General features: G+C 63.6%; 11 protein-coding genes. 8 read left to right on the forward strand and 3 right to left on the reverse strand.

Annotated features, from left to right (window positions below):
- Nucleotides 1-43 precede the first annotated feature (43 nt).
- The 7 genes from ABEA18_RS10925 (at nt 44) to ABEA18_RS10955 (ending at nt 7,608) form a co-directional block, all read left to right on the forward strand.
- On the forward strand, nt 44-1,204 hold the full coding sequence (locus ABEA18_RS10925; RefSeq protein ID WP_345449407.1) for an acyl-CoA dehydrogenase family protein: 1,161 nt from the start codon (nt 44-46) through the stop codon (nt 1,202-1,204).
- Between the two features lie 402 nt (nt 1,205-1,606).
- Nucleotides 1,607-2,932 (forward strand): MFS transporter, encoded by a 1,326-nt coding sequence (locus ABEA18_RS10930; protein WP_345449408.1) that lies wholly within the window; start codon nt 1,607-1,609, stop codon nt 2,930-2,932.
- Between the two features lie 577 nt (nt 2,933-3,509).
- Nucleotides 3,510-4,199, forward strand: a complete 690-nt coding sequence (locus tag ABEA18_RS10935; protein ID WP_345449409.1) for an MFS transporter — start codon at nt 3,510-3,512, stop codon at nt 4,197-4,199.
- 200 nt (nt 4,200-4,399) lie between these two features.
- Nucleotides 4,400-5,053, forward strand: coding sequence for a histidine phosphatase family protein (locus tag ABEA18_RS10940; protein WP_345449410.1), 654 nt, complete (start codon nt 4,400-4,402; stop codon nt 5,051-5,053).
- Nucleotides 5,054-5,106: 53 nt separating this feature from the next.
- Entirely contained in the window at nt 5,107-5,865 is a 759-nt protein-coding gene (locus ABEA18_RS10945; RefSeq protein WP_345449411.1) for an SDR family oxidoreductase, read from the forward strand.
- On the forward strand, nt 5,862-6,335 hold the full coding sequence (locus ABEA18_RS10950; protein WP_345449412.1) for a MaoC family dehydratase: 474 nt from the start codon (nt 5,862-5,864) through the stop codon (nt 6,333-6,335). Before ABEA18_RS10945 ends, ABEA18_RS10950 begins: the two co-directional genes overlap by 4 nt.
- Before the next feature lie 70 nt (nt 6,336-6,405).
- Entirely contained in the window at nt 6,406-7,608 is a 1,203-nt protein-coding gene (locus tag ABEA18_RS10955) for an acetyl-CoA C-acyltransferase (RefSeq protein WP_345449413.1), read from the forward strand.
- A gap of 329 nt (nt 7,609-7,937) precedes the next feature.
- On the opposite strand, the gene ABEA18_RS10960 is transcribed toward ABEA18_RS10955, so the two are convergent.
- Nucleotides 7,938-9,005, reverse strand: a complete 1,068-nt coding sequence (locus ABEA18_RS10960; protein WP_345449414.1) for a YeiH family protein — start codon at nt 9,003-9,005, stop codon at nt 7,938-7,940.
- 166 nt (nt 9,006-9,171) lie between these two features.
- Here ABEA18_RS10960 and ABEA18_RS10965 point away from each other — a divergent pair, with 166 nt between their 5' ends.
- The gene (locus ABEA18_RS10965) at nt 9,172-10,077 is read left to right on the forward strand and encodes a LysR family transcriptional regulator (protein ID WP_345449415.1); all 906 of its coding nucleotides are present in this window, start codon (nt 9,172-9,174) and stop codon (nt 10,075-10,077) included.
- 315 nt (nt 10,078-10,392) lie between these two features.
- Here the strand turns inward: ABEA18_RS10965 and speB are convergent, their stop codons facing one another.
- Entirely contained in the window at nt 10,393-11,400 is a 1,008-nt protein-coding gene (gene speB, locus ABEA18_RS10970; protein WP_345449417.1) for an agmatinase, read from the reverse strand.
- Complete coding sequence (locus ABEA18_RS10975) at nt 11,397-12,782, reverse strand: MFS transporter (RefSeq protein ID WP_345449418.1); 1,386 nt, start codon at nt 12,780-12,782, stop codon at nt 11,397-11,399. The genes speB and ABEA18_RS10975 overlap by 4 nt, the downstream gene beginning before the upstream one ends.
- Between the last annotated feature and the right edge of the window lie 21 nt (nt 12,783-12,803).

Here is a 12,803-nt window from a genome sequence, read left to right on the forward strand (position 1 = left end):
CCCCTTCGCTCCCCTACCACTCGACCACGGCGAAAGGCCCCCCATGTCTGACATCAGTGACCTGATTGACTTTGACTCCTTGCTCACCCCGGAAGAGCTTGCGCTGCGCGATTTGGTCCGGTCCTTTGTGGACAGCGAGATCAAGCCGAACATTTCAGGCTGGTATGAAAAGGGCCACTTCCCGGTGGAGATCGTCCCGGAACTGGCCAAGCTCGGACTGCTGGGCATGCACCTGAAAGGCTACGGCTGCGCCGGACGCTCCGCCGTTGAGTACGGCCTGGCAGGTGCGGAGCTGGAAGCCGGCGACTCCGGGACGCGGACCCTTGTTTCCGTGCAGGGCTCCCTGGCCATGAGCGCCATCTACAAGCACGGCTCCGAGGAACAAAAACAGGAGTGGCTGCCGGCGATGGCCAAAGGCGAGGCGATCGGCTGCTTTGGCCTTACCGAACCCACCGCAGGGTCCGATCCTGGCAGCATGACCACCTTCGCCCGCCGCGACGGCAGTGACTGGGTTCTCACCGGCACCAAACGCTGGATTGGGCTGGCGTCCGTGGCCCAGGTCGCCATCATCTGGGCCCAGACCGAAGACGGCGTGCGGGGCTTCCTGGCGCCCACATCAACCCCGGGATTCACTGCCACCCCGATCGGACCGAAACTGTCCATGCGCTCCTCCATCCAGTGCGACATCGAACTCACCGACGTGCGGCTGCCCGAATCCGCGGTGCTGCCGAACGTCGTCGGGCTCAAGGGCCCGTTCTCCTGCCTGAACGAGGCTCGCTACGGGATTATCTGGGGTGCAATGGGCGCGGCCCGCGACTCGTTTGAGGTCGCCCTGGACTACTCCAAGGGGCGTATGCAATTCGACAAACCGTTGGCCGGCTACCAGCTGACGCAGCAGAAGCTGGTGGACATGGCCCTCGAAATCAATAAGGGGTTCCTCCTCGCCCTGCACCTGGGCCGACTCAAGGATGCCGGCCGCCTGCAGCCGGACCAGATCTCTGCGGGCAAACTCAACAACTGCCGCGAAGCCATCAAGATCGCACGTGAGGCCCGTACCATCCTCGGCGGCAACGGCATCACCCTGGACTACTCACCACTGCGCCACGCCAACAACCTCGAATCCGTCCGGACCTACGAGGGTACCGACGAAATCCACACCCTCATCTTGGGCCAGCGCCTCACCGGCGTCTCCGCCTTCCGCTAAGCCGGGAACGGCAGCCCTCGATCCAACAATAAGGTCCCTTGAGAAACAGTGAAGTTACCGGGACCGCACGCGAAGGAACTCGATTCATGCAAACGTTGAGGCGGAATGAACCCTACCTGATGACGCGGTGGAAGTACCTGTGGTGTGGGGAGTTCGTCGAGCTGCGCCGGGAGGGGCGGGAAATAGACTCTGGCTGGGTCGATGATGTCAGCCCTGATGGCACCGTCATGTGGATTCACCTGACAACAGGAAGAGGCCGCATCATGATTCACGTCAACGACGGACTCGACGTCTGGCGAGTGGATACCCGCATATTGCTAGTCCGAACACGGCCAGCCAAGCACGAGGCATCAGCGGTCCGTGTTGTTGGGCGAAGGTGCGCAACACTAGAAGGGTCATGACATGTCCAAAGTCACCACACGGCAGGCAGTGCCGGGAATAATGACGCCATCGGGTCAAGAGTCACGCGCAAAGGCGTGGGGCCTGACGTCCGTATTGGTTTTGCTCTACACCATCAACTACAGCGACAAGATCCTGCTTGGACTTGTCGCCCAGCCCCTCAAAGACGAATTCGGGCTCACATCAGCTCAAATCGGATTGACCGCGAGCGCGTTCTTCTTCGCGTTCTCCGCCGGGGGGTTCTTTGCCGGACTCATCAACAGGTGGGCCACTCTTAAATGGTCCCTGATGGCATTGGCCGTCATTTGGGCGGCCTGCATGGTCCCCATAATCGTCGCAGGCAGTTTCGCGGTTCTCCTGGCCAGCCGATTCCTGCTCGGCCTGACAGAAGGCCCATCGGGTGCGCTCATCCATACGGCTGTGTATTCATGGCACCCCATGGAAAAGCGGTCCATGCCCGGAGCGTTCATCGCGTCCTCAAGTTCGTTGGCAAAGATCGCCGCTGCACCGGCGTTGGCCTTCCTCATCGTTCAATTCGGCTGGCATTCGGCCTTCGTTGCCATGCTGCTCGTCGGCCTGGGCTGGTGCGTGCTGTGGTACTTCACCTGGCGGCCGGGACCCTACGGCGAAGTCCGGATTCCGGGCGTCAAGGGTTCGGCCACTACTCCAGCTCCCGCTGTTCCGTGGATGTCGATCTTCCGCACGCGGACCTTCCTGGGCGCACTTGCAGCCGTTATCCCCATGTACGCGCTGCTGACCGTTGTCCTCACGTGGTTGCCGTCGTACTTCGAAGTCGGACTGGGTTTCACCCGGTTCCAGGCCGGCGCCATGTTCGGATTCCCCAGCATCGCGGCCATACTTGCAATGTTCTCAAGCACGTACCTCAGTGACAAGTTCATGAGCCGTGGCGTGAGCTCGAGGATCATGAGGGGAATTGTCCCCGCAACGGGACTCCTTGTGTGCGGCGTTTCGATGGCAGTGCTGCCGTATATCGGCACGCCGATCGTGGTCGTAGCAGTCGTCTCAATCGGCTACGGAATCGGCTGCATCCTCGCTCCGATCATGAACGCAGCCATTTCACAGATCTCTCCCAGAAATCAAGTAGCTGGTTCGCTGGGCATGTTCCTTGCCATGATGGCCATTGGTGGCATTATTGCTCCGCCATTGACTGGAATGATCGTGGATCGGGCAGTTTCACCCGCTGTCGGATACGCACAATCCTTCCAGATATTCGGCATTGCTGCGATCGTCGGCGCCATTTTGGCCATGATCCTGGTGAATCCCGACCGTGACTCGGCGCGAGTGATGGCACAGCTTACGACTGCCTGATCAGGCCAAGTCACCGTGGCTCGGCGCTGGACCCCCTGCTAAGGCAAAACCGGCCTACCTGTCCTGCCACATACTGAGGAGAACCCGACCGTGACCACCGTTCCCGCAAGATCGGCCACCCCGGGCCTGATGAGCCTCGGCGCGGTGCTGACCTGGCCACGGGGATCGGTCCGCTGCTCACTACGGGTGTGAGTGCCCTGGGCCCTTTGCTGTCCCGGGACTTGAACCTGACGCGCGTTGAGTTCGGCTCCTTCGCCGTTGTAGCCTGCCTTTCTGCGGCGCTCCTGTCCACGCCGCTCGGCTGGGCTGCCGACCGGTTGTCACAACGCACCGGCATCCTGATGCTCCATGGCTTCGGGCTGTGCGCCATGGCCGCGGCAGCCTTGTCCCAGTCCATGGCCGGTTTGTGGGTCAGTGCTGTCTTCGGCGGGGCAAGCCCTTGGCCTGGCCAACCCGCTGACCAACGGCATGGTGGCGTTGTGGGTGGAGCCGGGCCGCCGCGGCATGTTGGTGGGCGTGAAACAAACGGGTGTCCAGCTCATCCAGGTGTTCACGAGCCTGGCCTATATCGCTCTGGGTGGCCCTGCACTACCTCCACGGCCGTCCCCAATGCGCCGCTCCAACACGTGCATTCCGGAACCGACCGCGCCGCGTCAAGGCGGTAGGACTCGCGTGGCTCGTGGCCTACGCATTCCTCTCCGGCGTCCAGTACCAGACCTTGGCCACTTACCTGCCCCTCTTCGCCTTCGAGGGTCTACACCTGCGGGCCGAAATCGCCGCCCTGTGCGGCGTGGTGTTGGGGGTGAGCGGCCTGGTGTCACGGTTGGTCTGGGGCCGGCTGACGGAGCGGTTCAAGGCCCCCGGGGTGCCGCTGGCCTTGATTGCCGTCTTCAGCGCCGTGGCCGTAGGCCTGGTAGCCGGTTCGTCGCTATGGGGAGCACAAGTCCTCATGTGGACCGGGACCGCGCTCTATGGTTTGTCCGGAACCGCCGCCATGGTCATCCTGCTCACTGTTGTCATGCGCCTGGTCCCCGGTTCCCGGGCCGGCGCAGCGACGGGACGGATCTCCATGGGGTTGTTCGCCGGCTTCGCCGCAGGTCCGGTGCTTTTCGGAATTCTGGCCGACCACACGGGGTATTCCGCCAGTTGGGTAAGCCTGCTGGCCGTAAGCGTGATGATGATCCTGGCACCGCTTGGCCTGCGCAGGCTAGCTGTTCCCGATCAATCCAGAGAAGAAGTACACGTGGGCGGGCAGACCGCCAGGTGACGTTCGCGCGGCTCACCGAGTCCTCGCAGGATGTTGACCTGCGACGACGCTCCGGCCATCCGGACTGTTCTAGCTGAACCGATGGGCCTCAACACAACGCGGATCCCGGCGCGCTCAACGAGTAGGGCAAGCATCCTGCTGGCACCCCGATAGCCAACGAGGGATGGTTCCCAACCGCCACGTTGGCTACGGTCGGGACTGTGAGTGTTCTCTATTTGGTCCGGCATGGACAAGCATCCTTCGGCACCGTGGACTACGACCGGCTGTCAACACGCGGCAAAGACCAGAGTCAAGCCCTCGGCGCACACTTGCTGGCGGCTGGCACAACTCCGACCCGCGTCGTCAGCGGCAACATGAAACGCCAGCGCCAGACGGCACAGCGACTCATCGAGGCTGCCGGCTGGGACACGACCGCCGTCGTCGATCCAGGCTGGGACGAATTCGACGCGACTGACCTGCTGAACGCCTATCCGGAAGAGGACCCCAGCGCCAAAACCGACTCGCGAGCCTTCCAGCGGCTGCTCGAGAAAGCCTCTGCCCGCTGGGCCTCCAACAACCACGACGCCGACTATCTGGAGTCGTTCTCCGCGTTCACACAGCGGATTGATACCGCCCTCGACGACGCGGTCGAAGGGCTCGGGCCGGGTCGGGACGCAGTGGTCGTCTCGAGCTCAGGCGCAATTGCCTGGGCAGCGGCCCGGCTTGTCAACGGCGGCTTTCCACAATGGCTCGCACTCAACCGGGTCACCGTAAATTCCGGTGTCACAAAAATCGTCACCGGTTCATCCGGGAAAACGATGGTGACATTCAACGACCATGGCCATCTTCCGCGCGCCTGGGTCACGTACCGCTAGGCGGCCAGGGACAGGCATCGACTTCACCCAAGAGTAAGGAAACAGGTTTCATCATGACTGAACAACAACGCACGGTGCTGGTCACCGGAGCAGGACGCGGCATCGGCGCCGAAATTGCCCGGCGCCTGGCGTCCGACGGATTCAACATTGCAGCGATCGACGTCGACAAGGCCGGGCTTGAGGCCCTCACCGCCGAGCTGACCGCAGACGGCCACAAAGCCATCGGCATCGTCGCGGACATCTCGGACGAGACCGCCGTCGAGGCCGCCGTCGCGCGCACAGCAGACGAGTTGGGCCCTCCGGTCGTGGTGGTCAATAACGCCGGCATCATCCGAGACAACCTGCTCTTCAAGATGACAGTCTCCGACTGGGACCTGGTCATGGACGTGCACCTGCGCGGATCCTTCCTCGTCGCCCGCGCCGCCCAGAAGCACATGGTCGAAGCCAAGTGGGGCCGCATCGTCAACCTCTCCAGCACCTCGGCCCTGGGCAACCGCGGCCAGGCCAACTACTCGGCGGCCAAGGCCGGGCTGCAGGGCTTCACCAAAACCCTTGCCCTGGAACTGGGCCCCTTCGGCGTGACCGCCAATGCGATCGCCCCCGGCTTCATCGAAACCGAGATGACCGCCTCCACCGCCGAGCGGATGGGCATCACCTTCGAGGACTTCACTGCCAAGGCAGCCGCGGCGATTCCGGTGCGCCGTACCGGAAAGCCCGCGGACATCGCCAACGCCGTGTCCTTCTTCGCCTCAGAGAATGCCGGGTTCGTTTCCGGCCAAGTGCTGTACGTGGCAGGTGGCCCGAAGGCATGAGGATCTTCAACGGCATCGACGACTTCGCGCAGCATGTGGGTGAGGAAATCGGCGTCACGGAATGGCGCACCATCACCCAGGAAGACATCAATGCCTTCGCCAAGGTGACCAACGACCACCAGTGGATCCACGTCGACACCGAGCGTGCGGCATCGGGCCCGTTTGGCACCACGCTGGTGCACGGTTACCTGACCCTCTCGCTGGTCTCCGGGTTCCTTTTCGAAACGTACCGCATCGACAGGCTATCCATGGGCGTGAATTACGGATCGAACAAGGTCCGTTACCCGGCGCCAGTCCTGGTCGGCTCGCGCGTGCGCGGCCGGATCAAACTGATGGCGCTTGACCGCGAGGACAACTGGGCACATTCAACTGTCCAGGTCACCGTCGAACAGGAGCTCAACGGAGAGCCGAAGAAGCCAGGCTGCGTCGCCGAAGTCGTCTCCCGGCTCTACGAGGCCCCGGCCGCCTGAATCCGGGGCACGGTGCCCACTCCCGCTGCCCTCCATACGTCAAAAGTCCCGCTTATATCAAGGAGCACCCATGACCAGAGCAGCCATCGTTGCCACCGCCCGTACCCCCATTGGCAAGGCGCACCGCGGGGCCTTCAACAATACTTCGGCTCCCGAGCTGGCCGGGCACGCGATTGCTGCGGCACTGGCCAAGACTGGACTCGACCCGACACTGGTCGAGGACGTCGTCATGGGTGCCGCCGCGCAACAGGGGACGCAAAGCTTCAACGTCGCCCGCCAGGGCGCGCTGCGCGCAGGGCTGCCGGTGACGGTTCCCGGGCAGACCATCGACAGGCAATGTTCCTCCGGCCTGATGGCAATCGCGACCGCGGCCAAGCAGATCCTCGTCGACTCCATGGCGGTGACCGTGGGCGGCGGAGTCGAGTCCATTTCGCTCGTGCAGAATGAACACCTCAACAGCTACCGCACCAGAGATCCGTGGCTTGAGGCAAACCACCCCGGCACCTACATGCCGATGTTACGGACGGCTGAACTCGTGGCCGAGCGCTACGGCATCAGCCGCGAGGCTCAGGACCACATGGGCGCGCTGTCCCAGCAACGGGCGGCGCGCGCCCAGGCGAACGGGCTATTTGACGACGAAATCGCGCCGATCCGGGTGACCACGTTGCGGACCGACAAGGAAAGCGGTGAAGTCACGGAATTCGAACAACTCGTCTCCCGAGATGAGGGCGTGCGCCCCGGCACCACCGCCGTTACCCTGGCAGGGCTTCGCACGGTCCTGCGGCCCGGGGAATTCACCGAGCATCCGACTGTGAGCGCCGGCAATGCCTCGCAGCTGTCCGACGGAGCCTCCGCCAACGTCCTGATGAACAGCAACTATGCGGCGTCATTGGGCATGGAGCCACTGGGCTACTACTGCGGCATCGCCATCAGCGGGTGCGAGCCAGACGAGATGGGGATCGGGCCGGTCACCGCCATCCCGAAGCTCCTGAAGCTCCACGGGCTGGGCGTTGAGGACATCGGGCTGTGGGAGCTGAACGAGGCCTTCGCTTCGCAGGCGGTTTACTGCCGGGACTTCCTGGGGATCGACCCGGAGAGGCTGAATGTCAACGGCGGCGCGATCGCCCTGGGCCACCCGTACGGGATGACGGGGTCGCGTGCTGTGGGCAGCGCCCTGCTTGAGGCGCGACGCCGCGACCAACAATTCGTCGTGGTTTCAATGTGTGTCGGCGGTGGCATGGGGGCCGCGGGCCTCTTCGAAGTCGCACGCTAGGCAGGACCCACCAAATACGGCACTTTCGCGCCGGAACACCACTACCACAGGCGGTTCCCCTCTGCATCATGTCGAGGGGGACCGCCTGCGTTTTCCACACGCTACTGGAGCGGAGAGAACCCGCCGGGGCCAGTCCCTTCACCAACGTGGAGGGCACTGCCGGGCAGTCCGCCGGGCGCATGGCCAGGCACGACCCGCGCAGCGCCGCACCCGCTTCCCCGAGTTCCGGCCGCAACGGGGGTTCGTCGACGGATGGCGCCGCGGCATCATTGAGCAACGCGGGACGGCTCAGATGCCGGGGCTTCGCCCGAGCAGTTGGTGGTGCAGGACTAGATGAAGTGCACGCCCACAAATGCCAGCGCCGCGATCAGACCCCAGGAGAGCATCGCTGTGATGATGGCCCTGCCACTGGTCTGGAGCAGGGACCGGACCTGCACTGATGCCCCAAGCCCGTACAGGGCTGCGGCGAGCAGCAGGTCCTGGACCGTGCCGGCAACGTCGAGGACAACGGGTGGCAGGATCCCCAGCGTCCGCAGAACGATCATCGCCATGAACCCGGCCACGAAGAGCGGGATCAGCGGAGGAAGCTTAATACCGGCATCGTCAGTGCCCTTTGTCGTCCGACGGCGGCGGAGGCGTCCCACCAGTGCTGCTCCGGTGACCATCGGAGCAAGCATCAGCACACGGGTGAGCTTGATGACGAGCGCAACGGCAAGGGAAGCCGCGCCCGCCGTCTGCGCCGTTGCCACAACCTGCCCCACATCGTGGACGCTGGCTCCGACCCAATATCCGAACTGAACAGTATCCAGGCCAAGGGGACCCTTGAGCGCGGGAAGGACCGCAATCGCCAGCGTCCCGCACAGCGTCACAAGGGCGATTGGAACGACGGTGTCGCGGTGATCCGTTTTAGTGACCCCGCTCATGGCTCCGATGGCGGAAGCACCGCAGATGGAAAATCCTGTGGCAAGAAGCAGGGGCTGATCGCCCGGAAGTTTCAGCGCCTTGCCCAAGACCAGCGTTCCCACAAAGGTCAGCAGCACGATGCCAACCACGATCGCCAGCGTCTTCCAGCCGAGCGCAGCCACATCGATCAGGCTGAGCTTGAGACCCAGCAATGCGATTCCCAGCCGCATGAACCGCTTGGCGGAAAGCACCAGCCCAGGCTTCAGGACTCCTTCCACGGCCGTACTTATCCCGGGGAGATTCGCAGAAAGAATTCCCAGCATGACCGACGCTGTCAGGAAGGGCATCACCGGTGCGAGCGAATGGATCAGCCAGGCGATCGCGACGGCGGCCGCTACCACCGTTAGTCCGGGCAAGCGCTTGGTCCGCGAGTTCCGCGGAAGCAGCGCACCCTGTTGTCCATCCCTGAGGGGTGCGGCTATGTCTTGTCTCATGCTTGTCTGCGATCCTCCCGGAGCCGGCGTGCGCCAGGCCCTGGCTGGACCTTCTGGCTACTCATCTCCCAATTCTCGGTGGAGACATGGTCCCGAGATAGCCGCCTTCTTTACATAGGGGTATATCAAAATCGCAACACCTATCGCATTGCTATATGCTTGGCGCATGGCAAAGTGGCCGGATCTGGCCGTACTGGAACTAGTGGTCGGAGTGGACGATTACGGAAGCCTCAGCGCCGCCAGCCGACAGGCGGGCCTGGCTCAACCCAACGCGAGCCGATCGATCAGAGTGTTGGAGCGCCAGCTGGGCATGACCCTACTGCAGCGCAGTCCAACAGGCTCCACGCTCACCCCCCAAGGCACAGTCGTGGCCCACTGGGCGCGAAGAATCCTCGCAGAAACACGGCAGATGTTGCAGGCCACCGATTCCCTGCGCGCTGAGCGGCGGACCGCACTGACGGTAGCCGCAAGCATGACTGTCGCCGAGCACCTGGTACCCAGTTGGCTTGGCACCTTCGGAAAGCTGCACCCCGAAGTGCGAATACACCTGCTTGTCCATAATTCCGCGCAGGTATTTGAGGATGTGACCAGCGGAGCCTGCGATATAGGTTTCGTGGAATCCCCAACCATCCCCCGCACCCTGCATAACCTCACCGTGGCCCGCGACGAACTCGTCGTCGTCGTTCATCCTAAACACCCCTGGACCCGGCGACGGCAACCCATCTCCATTGCCGAGCTAGCATCAACATCATTGCTGGTCCGCGAACCGGGGTCAGGCACCCGGATCACGCTTGACCTTGCATTGGCCGAGTACCAGCGTGCGGCCCCCTTGCTCGAACTTGGCAGCGCGGCCGCAATCCGTACAAGCGTTTTGGCCGGCATGGGTCCTTCAGTGATGAGCACCCTCGCAGTGGCAGACCAAGTAAAGACCGGAGAACTAAAGATCATCCCGGTCCAAGATCTTGTCCTCCACCGGGCGCTGCGTGCGGTGTGGAACGGCCCCCGTCAACTATCAGGCCCGGAGGCGGAGCTCGTGCGGCTCGTTCGCAGCCCGAGAACATCCCAAAACTAGACTTCATGACCAACGCTCGGCAGAGGAAATACACATCGCCATCGTCGCGACAGGGTGGCGCAATACGCCGGGCGCCGAAACTCGGCGTTCTTCGCCGGGCACGTGGCTTGGGACAAACTGAAACGGCCCCCTGGCCGCCACACTGTTCCGGGACCCTGTTACAACAACCGGCAGCGCCCCGACGCGGTGCGAGGATCGGACTCCTGAGCGGGTTCCGGGTACGGCTGCGGGCCCGGCGATGGTCCGCCGGGCCCGCAATGGTTCGCTAGCGTGCAGGGTCCCGCCGCGAACCAGCGAGCGGCGGGACGGAACCGCTCAGACGGCCGCGGACTCCAGATCTTCAGAACCGGAGATGGTGGCGCCCTTGCTGTGGTTGACCATCAGGCCCAGGAGGTCAAAGACCAGGGTTGCAGCGGCCACGGTGGTGATGTCGGCGTGGTCGTAGGCCGGAGCTACCTCGACGACGTCGGCGCCCACGATGTTGATGCCGTTCAGGCCGCGGAGCAGCGCCAGCAGTTCGCGCGAGTGCAGGCCGCCCATTTCCGGGGTGCCCGTGCCCGGCGCGTAGGAGGGATCCAGGACGTCGATGTCGATCGAGACGTACACAGGGGTGTCGCCGAGTCGGTCCTTGACCTGCTGGATGGCGGCCGGGACACCGATGACGTCCAGGTCGGAGCAGCGGATGATCTGGAATCCGAACTCGTGGTCGCGGAGGAAATCGTTACGGTCGTAGACCGGCCCGCGGATGCCGACATGCATCGACTTGTCTTCGATGAGCAGGCCTTCTTCGAATGCTCGCCGGAAGATGGTGCCGTGAGTGATGGGCTGATCGAAGTAGGTGTCCCAAGTGTCCAGGTGTGCGTCGAAGTGCAGCAACGCGACCGGGCCGTGGACCTTGTTCAAGGCCCGCAGCATCGGCAGCGCGATCGTGTGGTCACCGCCGATGGAGATGAGCTTCTTGCCGGAGTCTGCGTCGCCGAGGAGCGGGAGCGCCTGTTCTTCGATTTCGCGAACTGCGCGGGTGATGTCATAGGGCGTGCAGGCGATGTCGCCGGCGTCCACGACCTGGACTTCGTAGACGGGTTCGACGTCGAGTTCCGGGTGGTAGCCCGGGCGCAGGAGGCGGGAGGCCTCACGGACAGCGGCCGGACCGAAACGGGCCCCCGGGCGGTAAGAGGTACCGCCGTCGAATGGCACACCCACGATGGCAATGTCGTAGTCCGGGACCCGGTCGATTTGGGGAAGCCGGGCGAAGGTGCCCAGACCCGCGTAACGGGGGACCTTCGTTGCGTCGACGGGGCCAATGGGCTTGTGCGTGGTCATGAGAGGGATCCTTCAGTTGCTTTGCTGTACGCCGGGGTAACCGGCTTGTTTTCTGTGGTGAGCTCAGAGAGGGACCTGTTGGCGGTTTCCGGCGCGAGCAGGAAGGTGGCCACCAGGCCGACCAGCGAGATGACCGCGCCGATGAGCAGAGAGCCTGCGGCGCCGAAACTGAGGATGGCTACCGGCATTAGGTAGGTGCTGGCAGCGGAGCCGACCCGGCTGATAGCGGTGCCGAAGCCCACTGCCGTGGCGCGGACCTCTGTGGGGAAGAGTTCGTTTGGGTAGACCACCTCGAGGAAGCTGGAAGCGCCCGAGGCGAGGGCGAAGATGGCCAGGGCGATGAAGAGGGGTGCGGCCTGGACGTTCGGGATAAAGGCCGGGATGGCCAATGCCACCACGATGATGCCGAAGCTCCACAGGAGCAGCTTGCGGCGTCCGATCTTCTCGACGAGCCACAATCCCGGGACACCGCCGACGACGAACAGCATGGAGATCAGGAACGAGCCGCCGTAGAGGTTGGCATCGCCTGTCATGCCCATCGATCCGAGGAGGTCCGGGGCGAAGGTGTAAACGGCGAAGAGCGGGATGACCTGGGCGGTCCAGAAGATGGAGACGAACAGGGTGCGCTTCCAGAAGCCATTCCGGAAAATGTCCAGGAACCGGCCCTGTTTGGCGGGGCCTTCGCTGTCCGAGGCAATGTCCTTAAGGCCGTATTGGCGGCCGTAAACCTTCTTGATGACCGCGTCCGCCTCATCGCGGCGGCCGCGGGAGAGCAGCCAGCGCGGGGATTCCGGGGTTCCGAGGCGAAACAAGAGCGTGATGATGGCGAAGAGGGCCGGGCTGGCAACCATGATGCGCCAGGCATCGGGTCCGGCGTCGCGGAGCAGGAATCCGACGGCGTACGCAACGGCTGCTCCGATCGCCCAGACCACGAAGGTGGCGCCGAGGAGACGGCCGCGGTGCTTCTTGGGCAGGAACTCGGCCAGGAGCGAAGTGGCGATGGGGTAGTCGGCGCCGATGGCCATGCCGAGGAAGAACCGGCAGAGGACGACCTGCCAGATCTCGGTGGCGAAACCGTTGAGGGCAGAGAACACCGCCAGGGCCAGGAGGTCGGCAATGTACATCTTGTGCCGGCCGATCTTGTCGGTGAGCCATCCGAAGATCGCGCCACCGAAGAAGATGCCTACCAGACTGGCGGCACCCACCATGCCGATTTCGGCCGGGTTCATGTGTAGTCCTGGAGCCATCGTGATCAGCGCGATCCCAATGATTGACAGCGCGTAGCCGTCGATGAACGGGCCGCCGGAAGCGAAGAACGTCAGCTTTTTATGGAATTTGGTCAGCGGGGCGTCATCAATGAGATTGCTGGTTGTTGCGCTCATTGCAAACCCTCTCTCGTGAAT

Origin of the sequence: Arthrobacter gyeryongensis, from assembly GCF_039543785.1 — a bacterium.
GTDB classification, from domain to species: domain Bacteria; phylum Actinomycetota; class Actinomycetes; order Actinomycetales; family Micrococcaceae; genus Arthrobacter; species Arthrobacter gyeryongensis.